This window comes from Pseudotabrizicola sp. L79 (assembly GCF_036553525.1).
GTDB lineage: Bacteria > Pseudomonadota > Alphaproteobacteria > Rhodobacterales > Rhodobacteraceae > Pseudotabrizicola.
In genome coordinates, this window is the sequence record NZ_JAZHDA010000032.1 from 1 (window position 1) to 18,856 (window position 18,856).

Below are 18,856 nucleotides of genomic sequence, written 5' to 3' on the forward strand. Positions count from 1 at the left end.
CACCAAGTTCGAAGCCGAGGCCTATATCCTGACCAAGGAAGAAGGCGGCCGTCACACGCCGTTCTTCGCGAACTACCGTCCGCAGTTCTACTTCCGCACGACCGACGTGACGGGCACGGTTGAACTGCCGGAAGGCACCGAGATGGTGATGCCGGGCGACAACCTGAAGTTCAACGTCACGCTGATCGCCCCGATCGCGATGGAAGAAAAACTGCGCTTCGCCATCCGCGAAGGCGGCCGCACCGTCGGCGCAGGCGTTGTGTCCAAGATCATCGCCTGATCTGTTGGGTCAGTGAAAACCATGGGCGCGCGGGATCACCGCGCGCCTTTTTCGTTTCTGGAAAGGATCAACCCGATGACTGCCTGTGCCTTGTGTTCCGAGCCTGCGGGCCTTGCCCGGGTTGATCTGCCCCCGGGTGACGATGCGGTGCTGTTGTGCCCGGTGTGCGCGGCTGCCGTTCTGGGCGATGTGGCCGCCGGGCCGCGCTGGAGATGTCTGGCAGATGCGATCTGGTCGGAAGACCCCGCCACCCAGATCGCGGCCTATCGCGTGTTGTCTGCGCTGCCGGACGAGGCCTGGGCCGCAGATCTGCTGGAGACGGTCTATCTGGCCGATGATGTTCTGGCGCGGGCAAGGGCCGGGCTTGCGCCATCGGCGACCCTGGTCGAGCATCGGGACAGCAATGGTGCCCTGCTGACGGCGGGTGACACGGTGACGTTGATCAAGGATCTGCCGGTCAAGGGCAGCTCGATGGTGGCCAAGCGTGGCACGGCGGTGCGCGGTATCCGGCTGGTGGCCGACAATCCGGATCAGATCGAGGGGCGTGTGAACGGCCAGCAGATTGTCATCCTGTGCCAATATGTGAAACGCTCGGCCTAGGCAGGGCAGGGCAGGTGGGGCGGCACCCAGGGATGGTTTCAGTTTCATCAGGGCCGGGGATTGATCTGTGGCTGCCTGCGGGCGATCCAAAGGCCACGGTGCTGTATCTGCATGGGGGCGGCTTTCGCAGGGGCAGTCGGGCAGAGCCGTTTCTGGGCGGATTTGCGGCGCGGCTGGCTGGGGATGGGGTGGCCTTGGCTTCGGCCAGCTATCGCTTGAACGGCACCTTTCAGGATCTGGCGGCGACAGATCGGCCCGTGGCCCGGCGGCTGGTGGGGGCCAGTGCCCGCAGTGGCTTGGGATTGGCCGGGCGATTGTATGGGCCGGCCTTTCTGGTGGCGCTGTGGGATGCCGCACGGGCCGTGGCCGAATTGCGGAATGGGGGGGTGGCAGCGGCGACGGCGGGCAAGCCGGTGGTGGTTCTGGGGATGAGTGCCGGGGGCATCCTTGGCCTGTCGCTGGCCTTTCCGCCGCGCGTCTGGCAGGCGCGTCTGGCCGCCCCTGATGCGGTGCTGGCGGTATCGGCCGCGATGGTGCAGCCGTGGTGTCTGCGGGCCGGGGGGCCGGACTGTGTGATGCTGCATGGCAGCCGGGATCGGATCATTCCGCTGCAAGACGCCCGGCTGGCGGCAGAGCGGGCGGCGCGGGTGGGGGCGCGGCTGACGCTGGTCGAGAGTGGCGAGGCCGGGCATGTCCGTCAGCTGGAGCTGCTGTTGAGCGGGCAGAGGGCGGACGGGCGGCCCTGGATGGGGCTGCTGCTGGATCTGGTGGCCAAATCCGCTGGATTGCCCCTTGACGGGCCGCGCGGCCTGGCTTAACCCACGGCTCAGGCCTAGGGGTATAGCTCAGCTGGTAGAGCGACGGTCTCCAAAACCGTAGGTCGCGGGTTCGAACCCTGCTGCCCCTGCCACTTTCCAAAAATCGCCGACCTTTCCCTGTCTCTGCCAGAGACGCCCTTTGGGCGGTTTGGAATCAAGGGGGTGCGCGTGGGGCATTAGGATTTCTGAACTTTTCGGCTCGATCTGGGGGCAAAGTCGGGCTGAAGCCCGCGCTACAGCGGAAGATCCCGTGGTGCCCGCAGGCAACGCCGTTGCCAGAAAACCACCTGTCTTTGCATCAGGGGCGCGGGCCGAAAGACCGGTGCACGGCGTGCCGATGGCGCGTGCGGGCACCATGGGTCCTGGAGGGCCATGGCCATGGGGACTTGAATTCAGGGGTTCAAGGGCGTATCTGCCGCGGTTGAACCCCAGCTATCGGATCGACGTCATGGCCAAGACCAACCCTCTTCAGTTCATTCAGCAAGTGCGCACGGAAGTGGGCAAGGTTGTCTGGCCCAGCCGTCGTGAAGTGATCTTGACCACGATCATGGTGTTCATCATGGCGGCGCTGACCGCCACGTTCTTCAGCCTTGTCGATCTGGGAATCCGGTCGGGGCTGCGGGCTGTGCTGGGGATGTTCTGATCTGCCAACGGCGGGTTAGCACTTGAATTTGCGGGCTGCCGGCTGTATGCCGCAGCCTGTTCAAGGGCAAACCGGCGCGCAATGATTCGTGTTGCGCGCTGTTTTTTGTTCCTCTCGGGCGGGTGAACTGTGGTCTGCGCGCCGGAATAGTAGAATTTCAACGGGTTCAAGCGGCCCGGACAGACAGGAAGTGACGGGCATGGCCATGCGTTGGTATTCGGTAAGCGTTCTCTCGAATTTCGAGAAGAAAGTTGCCGAACAGATCAAGACCGCAGTCACCGATGCCGGTCTGGAAGCCGAGATTGATGAAGTGCTGGTCCCCACCGAAGAGGTGATCGAGGTTCGTCGCGGCAAGAAGGTGACGTCGGAGCGCCGTTTCATGCCCGGCTATGTGCTGGTGCATATGGAAATGACGAGCCGGGGCTATCACCTGATTTCGTCGATCAACCGGGTGACCGGCTTTTTGGGCCCGCAGGGCAAGCCGATGCCGATGCGCGATGCCGAAGTGAATGCGATGCTGAACCGCAGCGTCGAGGGTGGCGAGGCGCAGCCGCGCAACCTGATCCGCTTTGACATTGGCGAAAAGGTCAAGGTCACCGACGGGCCGTTTGAAGGCTTTGACGGCATGGTCGAAGAAGTTGATGAAGACAACAGCCGCCTGAAAGTGTCGGTGTCGATCTTTGGTCGCGCCACGCCGGTGGAGCTGGAATTCACTCAGGTCACCAAAGGGGTCTGAGTGTATCGCGTGGAAGGCGAGCGCGCCCTTGGGCGTGACGGACCGCACCACTAAACCGCATCTTCGGATGCAGTGAATGAAGGAGAGGCCAAATGGCCAAGAAAGTCATCGGCAGCCTGAAGCTGCAAGTCAAGGCGCAGCAAGCTAACCCGTCGCCCCCAGTGGGCCCGGCTTTGGGTCAGCGCGGCCTGAACATCATGGCGTTCGTCAAGGAGTTCAACGCGAAGTCGGCTGACTTTGCGCCGGGCACCCCGATCCCGACCGTGATCACCTATTATCAGGACAAGTCGTTCAGCCTTGATCTGAAAACCCCGCCGGCCTCTTACCTGCTGAAGCAGGCTGCTGGTCTGCCGCCGGTTGGCAAGCGCAACCGCGCCAAGGGTTCGGCAAAGCCGGGCCGTGATGTGGCTGGCAAGGTGACCGTGGCACAAATCCGCCAGATCGCCGAAACCAAGATGAAAGACCTGAACGCCAATTCGATCGAAGCGGCGATGCAGATCATCCTTGGCTCGGCCAAGTCCTGCGGCATCGAAATTAAGGGCTGATATCATGGCAAAGATTGCAAAGCGCACCAAGGCCGCTGTCGCCCTGTTCGAAGGCAAGTCCAACCTGTCGGTTGAAGATGCCGTTTCGCTGATCAAGAAGGCCGCTTCGGCCAAGTTTGACGAGACGCTGGAAATTGCGATGAACCTGGGTGTTGACCCGCGTCACGCTGACCAGATGGTTCGTGGTGTTGTCCAGCTGCCGAACGGCACCGGCAAGACCGTTCGCGTGGCCGTGTTCGCCCGTGGCGCCAAGGCTGATGAAGCCAAGGCTGCTGGCGCGGATATCGTTGGCGCCGAAGACCTGCTGGAAACCATTCAGGGCGGCAAGATCGAGTTTGATCGCTGCATTGCCACCCCGGACATGATGCCGCTGGTCGGCCGTCTGGGTAAGATCCTGGGCCCGCGCAACCTGATGCCGAACCCCAAGGTTGGCACCGTGACCATGGACGTGACCACGGCTGTGAACGCGGCCAAGGGCGGCGAAGTGCAGTTCAAGGTTGAAAAGGCCGGCGTCATCCACGGCGGTATCGGCAAGGTTTCGTTCACCGAGGAAGCTTTGGCGCAGAACGTCCGCGCCTTTGTGGATGCCGTGACCAAGGCCCGCCCGACGGGTGCCAAGGGCACGTATGTGAAGAAAGTGTCGTTGTCTTCGACCATGGGTCCGGGCGTCTCGCTTGACCTGAGTTCGACCAACGCCTGACAAGAATTTCCGGGGCCTCTGGCCCCGGGGATGGCGGGGCATTCGTGCCCTGTCCTGTCCGAGACGGAGGGTGGCCCCCGGGCCTTAATGTCCTTCCTGAGATGGGGAACGTGACGAATTTCACCCTTGGGTGATCTTGGCCATCGGAACCCTGAACGGACCCGACGCCCTTGCAACACAGGGGCAAACATGAGCCGGGGGGAAACCCCCATACTTGGAGTGAAACTGTGGATAGAGCCCAGAAAGAGAAAGTGGTCGAGGAACTCGGCCAAATCTTCGAAAGCTCTGGCGTCGTAGTGGTTGCCCACTACGCGGGCATGACGGTTGCACAGATGCAGGACCTGCGCGCGAAAATGCGCGACGTTGGTGGGTCCGTTCGCGTTGCCAAGAACACGCTCGCCAAGATTGCCCTGGAAGGGAAGCCGTCTGCGAAGATGGCGGATCTCCTGACAGGGATGACTGTTCTGGCCTATTCGGAAGACCCAGTGGCTGCGGCCAAGGTCTGCGAGGCATATGCCAAGGGGAACGACAAGTTCCAGATCCTTGGTGGTGCCATGGGCAAGGACGTTCTGGATACCGCTGGTGTCAAAGTTGTTGCTGCAATGCCGTCGCGCGAAGAGCTGCTTGCTCAGATCGCTTCGTGCATCGGTGCACCTGCTTCGAACATCGCCGGTGCCATTGGCGCGCCTGCTTCGAACATCGCAAGCATCCTGTCGACCATCGAAGAAAAGGCAGCCGCCTGATCTTTGTGTCCGCGTGGCTTGAACCCCACGTCGTTGGAACCCATCTTAACTTACGGAATGAGCAAAATGGCTGATCTGAACAAACTCGCCGAAGAAATCGTCGGCCTGACCCTGCTGCAGGCTCAGGAACTGAAAACCATCCTCAAGGACCAGTATGGCATCGAGCCGGCCGCCGGTGGCGCCGTCATGATGGCTGCCGCTCCGGGTGCTGCTGCTGCAGCCGAGGAAGAAAAGACCGAATTCGACGTCGTCCTGACCGAAGCCGGTGCCAACAAGATCAACGTGATCAAAGTGGTCCGCGAAATCACCGGTCTGGGCCTGAAAGAAGCCAAAGACCTGACCGAAGCCGGTGGCAAGGTCAAAGAAGGCATCTCGAAAGCTGACGCTGAAGCGATGAAGAAGAAGTTCGAAGAGGCTGGCGCCAAGGTCGAACTGAAGTAATCGGGCATGCGGGTTTTCCGCAAGCTGTGATTTCTGGCTGGGGGCAGAGTGATTCTGCCCTCAGCCAAACGCGTCTTGAAAAGGGCTTTGTCCAAAGCCTTTTCCCAGGTGCGGTGACTGGTTCGGGAGCGGTCCTACGGGACGGGCCGCATGAATGGAACCTTTCCCCCCTTCGCCAGCGGCGAGTGCCCGTGGCCCGACGGCCATTCGCCCGCGACACGTGAGACAAAGGTGACGACGAGCATGGCGCAGACCCACGTTGGCCAGAAACGCATCCGCCGGTACTACGGCAAGATTCGTGAAGTTCTGGAAATGCCGAACCTGATCGAGGTTCAGAAATCTTCTTATGACCTCTTTTTGCGGTCAGGCGATAGCGACAAGCCGCTGGATGGCGAAGGCATCCAGGGCACGTTCCAGTCGGTTTTTCCGATCAAGGATTTCAACGAAACGGCTGTGCTGGAGTTCGTGAAATACGATCTCGAAAAGCCGAAGTTCGATGTTGAAGAATGCATGCAGCGCGATCTGACCTATGCGGCACCGCTGAAGGTGACGCTGCGTCTGATCGTGTTTGATGTCGATGAAACCACCGGGGCCCGGTCGGTCAAGGACATCAAGGAACAAGATGTCTATATGGGCGACATGCCCCTGATGACGCCGAACGGCACGTTCATCGTGAACGGCACCGAGCGCGTGATCGTCAGCCAGATGCACCGGTCGCCCGGCGTGTTCTTTGACCACGACAAGGGCAAGACCCATTCGTCGGGCAAGCTGCTGTTTGCTTGCCGGATCATTCCCTATCGCGGGTCGTGGCTGGATTTCGAATTCGACGCCAAGGACATCGTGTTCGCGCGCATCGACCGTCGCCGCAAACTGCCGGTGACGACGCTGCTGTATGCGCTTGGCATGGACCAAGAGCGCATTATGGATGCGTATTACGACACCGTTGATTTCAAGTATCTGAAAAACAAGGGCTGGGTCACCAAGTTCTTCCCCGAGCGTGTGCGCGGCACCCGCCCGTCTTATGATCTGGTCGATGCCGCCACGGGCGAAGTCATCCTGAAAGCGGGCGAAAAAGCCACGCCGCGGATGGTGAAGAAGTGGATTGACGACGGCGAGATCAAGGACTTGCTGGTGCCGTTCGATCATATTCTGGGCCGCTATGTCGCCAAGGATATCATCAACGAAGAAACCGGTGAGATCTGGGTCGAAGCCGGTGACGAGCTGACCTGGGAACTGGACCGTGACGGTGAAGTCAAGGGCGGTTCGGTCAAGGTTCTGCTGGATCAGGGCGTGACCGACATTCCGGTGCTGGACATCGACAATGTGAACGTCGGCCCCTATATCCGCAACACCATGGCCGCCGACAAGAACATGGGTCGCGACACGGCGCTGATGGATATCTATCGCGTCATGCGCCCGGGCGAGCCGCCGACCGTTGAAGCGGCAAGCCAACTGTTCGACACGCTGTTCTTTGATAAAGAGCGTTACGATCTGTCGGCTGTTGGCCGCGTCAAGATGAACATGCGTCTTGATCTGGGCAAGCCCGATACGCAGCGCACGCTGGACCGCGAAGATATCATTTCGTGCATCAAGGCGCTGACGGAACTGCGCGACGGCAAGGGTGAGATTGACGACATCGATCACCTTGGCAACCGTCGTGTCCGCTCGGTCGGCGAATTGATGGAAAACCAGTATCGCGTTGGCCTGTTGCGGATGGAACGCGCGATCAAAGAGCGTATGTCGTCGGTGGAAATCGACACGATCATGCCGCAAGACCTGATCAACGCGAAACCGGCTGCGGCTGCGGTGCGTGAATTCTTTGGCAGCAGCCAGCTGTCGCAATTCATGGACCAAACCAACCCGCTGTCGGAAGTCACCCACAAGCGCCGCCTGTCGGCCCTTGGGCCGGGTGGTCTGACGCGTGAGCGTGCCGGTTTTGAGGTGCGCGACGTTCACCCGACCCACTATGGCCGGATGTGCCCGATTGAAACGCCCGAAGGTCAGAACATTGGTCTGATCAACAGCTTGGCCACCTTTGCCCGTGTCAACAAATACGGCTTCATTGAAACCCCCTATCGCAAGGTGGTTGATGGCGCGGTGACCGATGACGTGGTCTATATGTCGGCCACCGAGGAAATGCGGCACACGGTGGCGCAGGCCAACGCGACGCTGGATGCCGACGGCAAGTTCGTGAACGATCTGGTTTCCACCCGGAAAGCCGGCGAATTCATGCTGAACCCGTCTGAGGCGGTGGATCTGATCGACGTGTCGCCCAAGCAGTTGGTGTCGGTGGCAGCCTCGCTGATTCCGTTCCTTGAAAATGACGACGCCAACCGCGCCCTGATGGGTTCGAACATGCAGCGTCAGGCCGTTCCGCTGTTGCAGTCGGATGCGCCCTTTGTTGGCACCGGGATCGAGGCCGTTGTGGCCCGCGACTCTGGCGCCGCCATCATGGCGCGCCGGGCTGGCGTGATCGATCAGGTTGACGCGACGCGTATCGTTGTGCGCGCCACCGAAATGCTGGAGCCGGGCGAAGCGGGCGTGGACATCTATCGTCTGCGCAAGTTCAAGCGCAGCAACCAGTCGTCCTGCATCAACCAGCGTCCGCTGGTCAAGGTGGGCGATGTGGTCAAGCGCGGCGAAGTGGTGGCCGATGGCCCCTGCACCGATCAGGGCGAATTGGCCCTGGGCCGGAACGTCGTCGTGGCCTTCATGCCGTGGAATGGCTATAACTACGAAGACTCGATCCTGATTTCCGAGCGCATCCTGCGGGACGACGTGTTCACCTCGATTCACATCGAGGAATACGAAGTGGCCGCGCGCGACACGAAACTGGGGCCGGAAGAAATCACCCGTGACATTCCGAACGTCGGTGAAGAAGCGCTGCGCAACCTTGACGAGGCTGGCATCGTTTACATCGGTGCCGAAGTGCAGCCGGGCGATATTCTGGTGGGCAAGATCACCCCCAAGGGCGAAAGCCCGATGACGCCGGAAGAAAAGCTGCTGCGCGCCATCTTTGGGGAAAAGGCATCAGACGTGCGCGACACCTCGTTGCGTTTGCCGCCGGGGGCTTTTGGCACGATCGTTGAAGTGCGTGTGTTCAACCGCCACGGTGTGGACAAGGACGAACGCGCCCTGCAGATCGAGCGTGAGGAAGTCGAGCGTCTGGCCCGTGACCGGGACGACGAAATGGCGATCCTTGAGCGCAACATCTATTCGCGTCTCAAGACCCTGATCATGGGCAAGACCGCCGTGAAAGGCCCCAAGGGCATCAAGGCCGGTTCGACCATTGATGAGGATCTGCTGGGCACGCTGTCGCGCGGCCAGTGGTGGCAGTTGGCCTTGGGCGAAGAAGCCGATGCCAAGGAAGTCGAAGCGCTGCACGACCAGTTCGAAGCCCAGAAGCGTGCGCTTGAGCACCGCTTTGAGGACAAGGTCGAAAAAGTCCGTCGTGGCGACGATCTGCCTCCGGGCGTGATGAAGATGGTCAAGGTGTTCGTGGCGGTGAAGCGCAAGCTGCAACCGGGCGACAAGATGGCTGGTCGTCACGGCAACAAGGGTGTGATTTCCAAGGTTGTGCCGATGGAAGACATGCCGTTCCTTGCCGACGGGACGCCGGTTGATCTGGTTCTGAACCCGCTGGGTGTGCCGTCGCGGATGAACGTCGGTCAGATTCTGGAAACCCACATGGGCTGGGCCGCGCGCGGTCTGGGCCTGAAGATCGACGAGGCTTTGCAAGAGTATCGCCGGTCGGGTGACATGACCCCGGTGCGTGAGGCGATGCGGATCGGCTATGGCGACGAAACCTATGCCGAAGCCTTTGGCGACATGGAAGAACAAGAGCTGCTGGAGAAGGCCGCGCTTGTGACCCGTGGCGTGCCGATTGCGACGCCGGTCTTTGACGGGGCCAAGGAAGTGGATGTGAACGACGCGCTGCGTCGGGCCGGGTTCGATCAGTCGGGCCAGTCCGAGGTGTTTGACGGCCGCACGGGCGACAAGTTCGCCCGCAAGGTGACCGTCGGCGTGAAGTACATGCTGAAGCTGCACCACCTTGTCGATGACAAGCTGCACGCCCGCTCGACCGGCCCGTACAGCCTTGTGACCCAGCAGCCGCTGGGTGGTAAGGCGCAGTTCGGTGGTCAGCGTCTTGGGGAAATGGAGGTCTGGGCTCTGGAAGCCTATGGTGCCGCCTATACCCTGCAAGAGATGCTGACGGTCAAGTCGGACGACGTGGCCGGCCGGACCAAGGTCTATGAAAGCATCGTCAAGGGCGAGGACAATTTCGAAGCCGGCGTGCCGGAATCGTTCAACGTTCTTGTCAAGGAAGTGCGTGGCCTCGGCCTTAACATGGAACTCCTGGATGCGGAGGAGGAGTGAACGGATGGCGGGCTGAAGCCCGCCCTACGGTCCCTGTGGGCCGGGCTTCAGCCCGGCCTGCCCACCGCCCACTTTCAAGGATGTGAAGATGAACCAGGAACTCAGCACCAACCCGTTCAACCCGGTTGCCCCGCTTAAGACCTTTGACGAGATCAAGATCTCGCTTGCGTCGCCGGAGCGGATTTTGTCGTGGTCGTTCGGCGAGATCAAAAAGCCCGAAACCATCAACTACCGCACGTTCAAGCCCGAGCGTGACGGCCTGTTCTGCGCGCGTATCTTTGGGCCGATCAAGGATTACGAATGCCTCTGCGGCAAATACAAGCGCATGAAATATCGCGGCGTTGTTTGCGAAAAATGCGGCGTGGAAGTCACCTTGCAAAAGGTGCGCCGCGAGCGCATGGGTCATATCGAACTTGCCGCGCCCGTGGCCCATATCTGGTTCCTCAAGTCGCTGCCGTCGCGCATCGGCCTGATGCTGGACATGACGCTGCGCGATCTGGAGCGTATTCTTTATTTCGAGAACTATGTGGTGATCGAACCCGGTCTGACCGAGCTGACCTATGGCCAGCTGATGACCGAGGACGAATATCTGGACGCGCAAGACCAGTATGGTGCCGATGCCTTTACCGCCAATATCGGTGCCGAAGCGATCCGCGAAATGCTGGCAAATATCGACCTTGAGTCGACAGCCGACCAGCTGCGCGAGGATCTGAAGGAAGCCACGGGCGAATTGAAGCCCAAGAAGATCATCAAGCGTTTGAAGATCGTCGAAAGCTTCCTTGAATCGGGCAACCGCCCCGAGTGGATGGTGCTGACCGTTCTGCCGGTGATCCCGCCGGAACTGCGCCCGCTGGTGCCGCTGGATGGCGGTCGTTTCGCGACCTCTGACCTGAACGATCTGTATCGCCGCGTCATCAACCGCAACAACCGTCTGAAGCGTCTGATCGAACTGCGTGCGCCCGATATCATCGTGCGCAACGAAAAGCGGATGCTGCAAGAAGCTGTGGATGCGCTGTTTGATAACGGCCGCCGTGGCCGCGTGATCACGGGCACCAACAAGCGCCCGCTGAAATCGCTGTCTGACATGCTGAAAGGCAAGCAGGGCCGGTTCCGTCAGAACCTTTTGGGTAAGCGCGTGGACTTTTCGGGCCGTTCGGTCATCGTGACCGGCCCCGAGTTGAAGCTGCACCAGTGCGGTCTGCCGAAGAAGATGGCGCTGGAGCTGTTCAAGCCCTTCATCTATTCGCGGCTGGAGGCCAAGGGCCTGTCCAGCACCGTGAAACAGGCGAAGAAGCTGGTCGAAAAAGAGCGCCCCGAGGTTTGGGATATTCTGGATGAAGTCATCCGCGAACATCCCGTGCTGTTGAACCGCGCGCCGACGCTGCACCGTTTGGGCATTCAGGCGTTTGAGCCGATCCTGATCGAAGGCAAGGCCATTCAGCTGCACCCGCTGGTCTGTTCGGCTTTTAACGCCGACTTCGACGGTGACCAGATGGCCGTGCACGTTCCGCTGAGCCTTGAGGCCCAGCTGGAAGCCCGTGTTCTGATGATGTCGACGAACAACGTTTTGTCGCCCGCCAACGGCGCGCCGATCATCGTTCCGTCGCAGGACATGGTTCTTGGTCTTTATTATGTGACCATGGAACGCAAAGGTATGGTCGGCGAAGGCAAGATCTTCCGCGATATCGAGGAAGTCGAGCACGCGCTGGCCGCCGGTGCGGTGCATCTGCACGCCAAGATCACGGCCCGCCTGAAGCAGATCGACGAGCACGGCAATGAAGTGTGGAAGCGGTTCGAGACGACCCCCGGTCGTCTGCGTCTGGGCAACCTGTTGCCGCTGAACACCAAGGCGCCGTTTGAACTGGTCAACCGCTTGCTGCGCAAGAAAGATGTGCAGAACGTCATCGACACCGTCTACCGCTATTGCGGCCAGAAAGAGTCGGTCATTTTCTGTGACCAGATCATGGGCCTTGGCTTCCGTGAGGCGTTCCGCGCCGGTATCTCGTTCGGCAAGGACGACATGCTGATCCCGGAATCGAAGTGGACCATCGTGAACGAAGTTCGCGATCAGGTGAAAGAATTCGAACAACAGTATATGGACGGCCTGATCACTCAGGGCGAAAAATACAACAAGGTTGTCGATGCCTGGTCGAAATGCTCGGACAAGGTGGCCGGCGAGATGATGGGCGAAATCTCGGCCGTGCGTTATGACGACGCCGGTGCCGAGAAAGAGCCGAACTCGGTCTATATGATGTCGCACTCGGGTGCGCGGGGTTCGCCGGCCCAGATGAAGCAGTTGGGCGGGATGCGCGGTCTGATGGCCAAGCCGAATGGCGAGATCATCGAAACGCCGATCATCTCGAACTTCAAGGAAGGTCTGACCGTGCTCGAGTATTTCAACTCGACCCACGGTGCCCGTAAGGGTCTGGCCGACACCGCGCTGAAAACCGCCAACTCGGGGTATCTGACCCGCCGTCTGGTGGACGTGGCGCAGGATTGCATCGTGCGCGCCCATGATTGCGGCACGGATCGTGCGATCACTGCCGAAGCGGCTGTGAATGATGGTGAAGTGATCCAGACTCTGGCTGACCGGGTTCTGGGCCGTGTGGCGGCTGACGACATTCTGGTTCCGGGAACGGATGAGGTGATCGTCAAGGCTGGTGAGTTGATTGACGAACGCCGGGCCGATCTGATCGACCAGGCGCAGGTGCAGTCGACCCGCATCCGCAGCCCGCTGACCTGTGAGGCCGAAGAGGGCGTCTGCGCCATGTGCTATGGTCGTGATCTGGCGCGCGGCACCTTGGTGAACCAAGGTGAAGCTGTCGGCATCATCGCCGCGCAGTCGATTGGTGAACCGGGCACCCAGCTGACGATGCGGACGTTCCACATCGGCGGTATTGCCCAGGGTGGTCAGCAGTCGTTCCTCGAAGCCAGCCAGGAAGGCAAGATCGAGTTCCGCAATGCCAACCTTCTGGAAAACGCGCTTGGCGACCAGATCGTTGTGGGGCGCAACATGTCGCTGGCCATCGTCGATGAAAACGGCGCTGACCGGGCGGTTCACAAGCTGAGCTATGGTGCCAAGATCCACGTCAAGGACGGTCAAGCCGTCAAGCGTGGCGCCAAGCTGTTCGAATGGGACCCCTATACCCTGCCGATCATCGCTGAAAAGGGCGGTGTGGCCAAGTTCGTTGACCTTGTCTCGGGCATCTCTGTGCGCGACGAGACTGACGATGCGACGGGTATGACCCAGAAGATCGTGACCGACTGGCGCTCGGCCCCCAAGGGCAATGATCTCAAGCCCGAGATCATCGTCATGGACCCGGTGACGGGTGAGCCGGTGCGGGCAGACAATGGCAACCCGATTTCCTACCCGATGTCGGTGGATGCCATTCTCTCGGTGGAAGACGGCCAAGACATTCGCCCCGGCGACGTTGTGGCCCGTATTCCGCGCGAAGGTGCCAAGACCAAGGACATCACCGGGGGTCTTCCCCGCGTGGCGGAACTGTTCGAAGCCCGTCGTCCGAAGGATCATGCGATCATCGCCGAGGCCGATGGCTATGTGCGGTTCGGCAAGGACTACAAGAACAAGCGCCGCATCACCGTGGAACCGGTCGATGAGACGTTGCAGCCCATGGAATACATGATCCCGAAAGGGAAACATATTCCGGTGCAGGAAGGCGACTTCGTGCAGAAGGGTGACTACATCATGGACGGCAACCCGGCGCCGCATGACATCCTGCGCATCATGGGTGTCGAGGCCTTGGCCAACTACATGATCGACGAAGTGCAGGACGTGTATCGACTGCAGGGCGTGAAGATCAACGACAAGCATATTGAAGTCATCGTGCGTCAGATGCTGGTCAAGTTGGAAGTGCTGGACAGCGGTGACACCACCTTGCTGAAAGGCGAGCAGGTCGAGAAGATCGAGCTGGACGAAGAGAACGCCAAGGCGCGGGCCCGTGGTCTGCGTGAGGCCAAGGCCGAACCGGTGCTGTTGGGCATCACCAAAGCCTCGCTTCAGACCCGGTCGTTCATTTCGGCAGCGTCGTTCCAGGAAACCACGCGGGTGCTGACCGAGGCTTCGGTTCAGGGCAAGCGCGACAAACTGGTGGGCCTGAAAGAGAACGTCATCGTGGGCCGTCTGATCCCGGCAGGGACGGGTGGCGCGACCAGCCGTGTCAAGAAGATTGCGGCGGATCGTGACGGTGCCGTGATCGAGGCGCGGCGCAGCGATGCATTGGAAGCGGCGGCTTTGTCGGCCCCGATGGATGATGTGATCGACGTCGAAAAAGACGCAGGTCTGGTGGATGATGTGTTCGACAGCCGTGATTGAGCGGCGTTGAACTGACCAAGACTTTGCCCCCGCCGGTCGCAGGATCGGCGGGGGGTTTCTTTTGGGCTGTCTCTGGCAGAGACACCAGTCGTGCCCAACAAAAACAGACACTTGGCCGCCTGAATTTACGATCTGTTCCTCTTTGCGCCCCACGCCCCGCAGCCCCCAGATTGTATCTGGCACAGGGTTTCGCTTTGCCTGCGCCGGGCACAGGCGTAGAGACAGGCCAAGGCAGGAGGCTTGGGTGGCAATTTCGGACAATACGCGCGGCGCGCTGTTCATGGTTGGATCCATGGCGGCGTTCACGCTGAACGATACTGCGATGAAGGCCCTGACGCAGAGCATGCCGCTGTTTCAGGCGATCTTGCTGCGTGGCGTGCTGACGACGGCGGGCCTGTTGGGCCTGGGGGTCTATATGGGGGCCTTGCGCTGGTCGCTGCCCCGCAAGGACAGGTGGGTGATTGCCATCCGGTCGCTGGCCGAATTGGGTGCCACGGCCAGCTTTCTGGCGGCCCTGATGCATCTGCCCCTGGCGAATCTGTCTGCGATCATGCAGGCGCTGCCGCTGGCCGTGACCCTGGCGGCGGCGGTGTTTTTGAAGGAAAGCGTCGGCTGGCGGCGCATGGTGGCGATTGTCGTGGGCTTTGTGGGTGTGCTGATCATCATCCGGCCCGGCCCACAGGGATTTGAAATCTGGTCGCTGTTGGGCCTTATCTCGGTGGGCTGTGTCGTGATCCGCGATCTTTCGACACGGTTCCTGTCGCGCGATGTGCCTTCGGTGAATGTGGCGGTCTGGGCCTCGGTTGCGGTGACGCTGATGGGGGGCATGGTGACGGCTGGCACGGGCTGGCAGGCGGTGACGGTGCCGCAGGCCCTGTTGGTGGGGCAGGCGGCGTTCTTCTTGCTGTTTGGCTATCTGTTTGCCGTGATGGTGATGCGCGTGGGCGATATCAGCTTTGTGGCCCCGTTTCGCTATACCGCGCTGTTGTGGGCGATTGTTCTGGGCTGGTGGGCCTTTGGCTATTTCCCCGACCGCCTGACGCTGTTGGGCGCGGCGCTTGTTGTGGCCTCGGGCGTGTTTACCCTGCTGCGCGAGCGGCGCATGAAGAAGCGGCAATTGCCCCCCCGCGTCTAGTTGGCGCAGACCGGGCCGCAAACCCCGCAAAACCCCTGCTTGTGTTGACATTGCCCGCGACTCCCCCTATACGCCCGCCTACCTGACCGGGCGTATTCCGTCCGCAAGGGTCATAATGCTTGATGTGGTCACGATCCGGGCCTTGGCCCCGATCCTCTGGAATTCCACCGCGTCATCCCTGACTTGGGGATGATGGCGGTTTTGTGTTTTGCAATGCGTGCAAGGCACACGTCGAGAAGAGGTGTCCCGAGGTTCGGGGCGAGTATTGACAGAGCAACACGAGGAACGTGCATGCCGACGATCCAACAGCTGATCCGGAAGCCCCGGGAAGCGAATGTGCGGAAGTCCAAGTCTCAGCACTTGGAATCCTGCCCGCAAAAGCGTGGGGTTTGCACCCGCGTTTACACCACCACCCCGAAGAAGCCGAACTCGGCTATGCGTAAGGTTGCCAAAGTGCGCCTGACCAATGGCTTCGAGGTCATCTCTTACATCCCCGGTGAAAAGCACAACCTTCAGGAGCACTCTGTGGTTCTGATCCGTGGCGGCCGGGTAAAAGACCTTCCGGGTGTGCGTTACCACATCCTGCGCGGTGTTCTGGATACCCAGGGCGTCAAAGATCGTCGTCAGCGTCGTTCGAAATACGGCGCCAAGCGTCCGAAGTGAGGGTTTAACAGATGTCCCGTCGTCACGCCGCAGAGAAGCGCGAAATTCTCCCGGACGCCAAGTATGGCGACCGCGTTCTGACCAAATTCATGAACAACCTGATGCTGGACGGCAAAAAGTCCGTCGCGGAAGGCATTGTTTATGGCGCCCTTGAGCGGGTTCAGACCCGTCTGAAGCGCGAACCGATCGAATGCTTCCACGAAGCACTCGACAATGTGAAGCCTTCGGTCGAAGTGCGCAGCCGCCGCGTTGGTGGTGCCACCTACCAGGTTCCCGTCGAAGTGCGCACCGAGCGCCGTGAGGCTCTGGCGATCCGCTGGCTGATCACCGCTGCCCGCAAGCGCAACGAAAACACGATGGAAGAGCGTCTTGCCGCTGAGCTGTCGGATGCCGTCAACAACCGCGGCACCGCAGTGAAAAAGCGCGAAGACACCCACAAGATGGCCGACGCGAACAAAGCGTTCAGCCATTACCGCTGGTAAGGGGTTAACATGGCACGCGACTATCCGCTGACGCGCTATCGTAACTTCGGGATCATTGCCCATATCGACGCGGGCAAGACCACGACGTCCGAGCGCATCCTGTACTACACCGGCAAGTCCCACAAGATCGGCGAAGTCCATGACGGCGCCGCGACGATGGACTGGATGGAACAAGAGCAAGAGCGTGGGATCACCATCACCTCTGCTGCCACCACCACGTTCTGGAACCGTCAGGTCGATTCCGGCACTGTCGGCAACCCGAACGAGAAGTTCCGCTTCAACATCATCGACACCCCCGGCCACGTTGACTTTACCATTGAAGTCGAACGTTCGCTGGCTGTGCTGGATGGTGCTGTGGTTCTGCTGGACGGTAACGCCGGCGTTGAACCCCAGACCGAAACCGTTTGGCGTCAGGCTGACCGCTACAAGGTTCCGCGTATCGTTTTTGTCAACAAGATGGACAAGACCGGCGCTGACTTCCTGAAATGCGTTCGCATGATCAAGGACCGGACCGGCGCGAATGCTGTTCCGATCGTTCTGCCGATTGGCGCGGAAGACCGTCTGGAAGGCATCATCGATCTGGTGACCATGGAAGAGTGGGTCTATCAGGGCGAAGATCTGGGCGCATCCTGGGTGCGTCAGCCGATCCGCGCGGAACTGAAGGACGAAGCCGACGAGTGGCGCCTGAACCTGCTGGAAACGGCTGTTGGTCAGGACGACGAGGCGATGGAAGCCTATCTGGAAGGCAACGAGCCGAGCCCGGAGAAGCTGCGCGAGTTGATCCGCAAGGGCACTCTGGCCATCGACTTCATCCCCGTGATGGCTGGTTCGTCGTTCAAGAACAAGGGCGTGCAGCCCCTGTTGAACGCCGTGATCGACTATCTGCCGTCGCCGCTGGACGTGCCGCCCTACATGGGCTTTGCGCCGGGCGACGAGTCGGAAACCCGCAACATCGCCCGTTCGGCCGATGACGAGCAGCCCTTCTCGGCGCTGGCGTTCAAGATCATGAACGACCCCTTCGTCGGCTCCTTGACCTTTACCCGGATCTATTCGGGCAAACTGGCCAAGGGCGATGCGATGATGAACGCGACCAAGCAGCGCAAAGAGCGCGTTGGCCGCATGATGATGATGCACGCCATCGAGCGTGAGGAAATCACCGAAGCCTTCTCGGGCGACATCATCGCGCTTGGCGGTCTGAAAGAAACCACCACGGGTGACACCTTGTGTGATCCGGCCCACCCCGTTGTTCTGGAAACCATGACCTTCCCGGTCCCGGTGATCGAGATCGCGGTTGAGCCGAAAACCAAGGCTGACCAGGAAAAGATGGGCATCGCTTTGGCCCGTCTGGCTGCCGAAGACCCGTCCTTCCGTGTGGAAACCGATCTTGAATCGGGCCAGACGATCATGAAGGGCATGGGCGAACTTCACCTCGACATCCTTGTTGACCGTATGCGTCGCGAGTTCAAGGTTGAGGCGAATATCGGTGCGCCGCAGGTGGCTTACCGCGAAACGATCAGCCGCGAGCATGAGATCGACTACACGCACAAGAAGCAGACCGGTGGTACCGGCCAGTTCGCGCGCGTCAAGCTGATCATCACGCCGACGGAACCGGGCGAAGGCTATTCGTTCGAGTCGAAGATCGTGGGTGGTGCGGTGCCGAAGGAATACATCCCCGGCGTCGAAAAAGGCATCAAGTCGGTCATGGACTCGGGTCCGCTGGCAGGCTTCCCGGTGATCGACTTCAAGGTTCAGCTGATCGACGGCGCGTTCCACGACGTTGACTCCAGCGTTCTGGCCTTTGAAATCGCTTCGCGGGCCGCTATGCGCGAAGGTCTGAAGAAAGCCGGCGCCAAGCTGCTGGAACCCATCATGAAAGTCGAAGTCGTGACCCCGGAAGAATATACCGGTGGCGTGATCGGCGACCTGACCTCGCGTCGGGGCATGGTGACGGGCCAGGACAGCCGCGGCAATGCCAACGTGATCAATGCGATGGTTCCGCTGGCCAACATGTTCGGCTACATCAACAACCTGCGCTCGATGTCTTCGGGTCGCGCCGTGTTCTCGATGGAATTCGACCATTACGACGCTGTGCCTGAGAATATCAGCCAGGAAATCCAGAAGAAATACGCCTGATCGGTGTGGCGGGGGGAACCCCGCCCTACCGCCCGTAGGCCGGGGGTGACCCCGGCATCACCGAAAGAGAATGAGGAGTTGCCCTAATGGCAAAGGCAAAGTTTGAACGGAACAAACCGCACGTCAACATTGGCACGATTGGCCACGTTGACCACGGGAAGACGACGCTGACGGCGGCGATCACGAAGTATTTTGGCGATTTCCGCGCCTATGACCAGATTGACGGT

The 18,856-nt window shown here is 60.5% G+C and carries 16 protein-coding genes and 1 tRNA gene; all 17 read left to right on the forward strand.

Annotation, left to right across the window (positions count from 1 at the left end; translation table 11 throughout):
- A partial coding sequence (locus tag V3C85_RS00165; protein ID WP_445941961.1) for an EF-Tu C-terminal domain-related protein occupies positions 1-280 on the forward strand: 280 nt, incomplete at its 5' end.
- A 75-nt stretch (positions 281-355) separates the two neighbouring features.
- Positions 356-880 (forward strand): alkylphosphonate utilization protein, encoded by a 525-nt coding sequence (locus V3C85_RS00170; protein ID WP_331792970.1) that lies wholly within the window; start codon positions 356-358, stop codon positions 878-880.
- Between the two features lie 32 nt (positions 881-912).
- A complete protein-coding gene (locus V3C85_RS00175) occupies positions 913-1,698 on the forward strand; it encodes an alpha/beta hydrolase (protein ID WP_331792971.1) in 786 nt (261 codons plus the stop codon).
- A gap of 16 nt (positions 1,699-1,714) precedes the next feature.
- A tRNA-Trp gene (locus tag V3C85_RS00180) sits at positions 1,715-1,790 on the forward strand.
- Positions 1,791-2,146: 356 nt separating this feature from the next.
- Positions 2,147-2,341: a preprotein translocase subunit SecE gene (gene secE, locus V3C85_RS00185; protein WP_331792984.1), complete on the forward strand. Its 195-nt coding sequence runs from the start codon at positions 2,147-2,149 to the stop codon at positions 2,339-2,341.
- Positions 2,342-2,540: 199 nt separating this feature from the next.
- The gene (gene nusG / locus V3C85_RS00190; RefSeq protein ID WP_331792972.1) at positions 2,541-3,077 is read left to right on the forward strand and encodes a transcription termination/antitermination protein NusG; all 537 of its coding nucleotides are present in this window, start codon (positions 2,541-2,543) and stop codon (positions 3,075-3,077) included.
- A gap of 92 nt (positions 3,078-3,169) precedes the next feature.
- Positions 3,170-3,622 carry a 50S ribosomal protein L11 gene (gene rplK, locus V3C85_RS00195; protein ID WP_331792973.1) on the forward strand — a complete coding sequence of 151 codons (453 nt, stop codon included), beginning with the start codon at positions 3,170-3,172 and terminating at the stop codon, positions 3,620-3,622.
- A gap of 4 nt (positions 3,623-3,626) precedes the next feature.
- Positions 3,627-4,322 (forward strand): 50S ribosomal protein L1, encoded by a 696-nt coding sequence (gene rplA, locus V3C85_RS00200; RefSeq protein ID WP_331792974.1) that lies wholly within the window; start codon positions 3,627-3,629, stop codon positions 4,320-4,322.
- 227 nt (positions 4,323-4,549) lie between these two features.
- A complete protein-coding gene (gene rplJ, locus V3C85_RS00205; protein ID WP_331792975.1) occupies positions 4,550-5,065 on the forward strand; it encodes a 50S ribosomal protein L10 in 516 nt (171 codons plus the stop codon).
- A 66-nt stretch (positions 5,066-5,131) separates the two neighbouring features.
- On the forward strand, positions 5,132-5,506 hold the full coding sequence (gene rplL, locus V3C85_RS00210) for a 50S ribosomal protein L7/L12 (protein WP_331792976.1): 375 nt from the start codon (positions 5,132-5,134) through the stop codon (positions 5,504-5,506).
- Between the two features lie 243 nt (positions 5,507-5,749).
- Entirely contained in the window at positions 5,750-9,883 is a 4,134-nt protein-coding gene (rpoB, locus tag V3C85_RS00215) for a DNA-directed RNA polymerase subunit beta (RefSeq protein ID WP_331792977.1), read from the forward strand.
- Positions 9,884-9,971: 88 nt separating this feature from the next.
- Positions 9,972-14,216: a DNA-directed RNA polymerase subunit beta' gene (gene rpoC / locus V3C85_RS00220; protein WP_331792978.1), complete on the forward strand. Its 4,245-nt coding sequence runs from the start codon at positions 9,972-9,974 to the stop codon at positions 14,214-14,216.
- Positions 14,217-14,496: 280 nt separating this feature from the next.
- Positions 14,497-15,351, forward strand: coding sequence for a DMT family transporter (locus tag V3C85_RS00225; RefSeq protein ID WP_445941962.1), 855 nt, complete (start codon positions 14,497-14,499; stop codon positions 15,349-15,351).
- A gap of 291 nt (positions 15,352-15,642) precedes the next feature.
- Complete coding sequence (gene rpsL, locus V3C85_RS00230) at positions 15,643-16,014, forward strand: 30S ribosomal protein S12 (protein ID WP_165014620.1); 372 nt, start codon at positions 15,643-15,645, stop codon at positions 16,012-16,014.
- Between the two features lie 11 nt (positions 16,015-16,025).
- Complete coding sequence (gene rpsG, locus V3C85_RS00235) at positions 16,026-16,496, forward strand: 30S ribosomal protein S7 (protein ID WP_331792981.1); 471 nt, start codon at positions 16,026-16,028, stop codon at positions 16,494-16,496.
- 9 nt (positions 16,497-16,505) lie between these two features.
- The gene (gene fusA, locus V3C85_RS00240) at positions 16,506-18,629 is read left to right on the forward strand and encodes an elongation factor G (RefSeq protein WP_331792982.1); all 2,124 of its coding nucleotides are present in this window, start codon (positions 16,506-16,508) and stop codon (positions 18,627-18,629) included.
- A gap of 86 nt (positions 18,630-18,715) precedes the next feature.
- Positions 18,716-18,856, forward strand: a 141-nt coding sequence (locus V3C85_RS00245; RefSeq protein ID WP_304619878.1) for a GTP-binding protein, incomplete at its 3' end; no start/stop codon positions are given.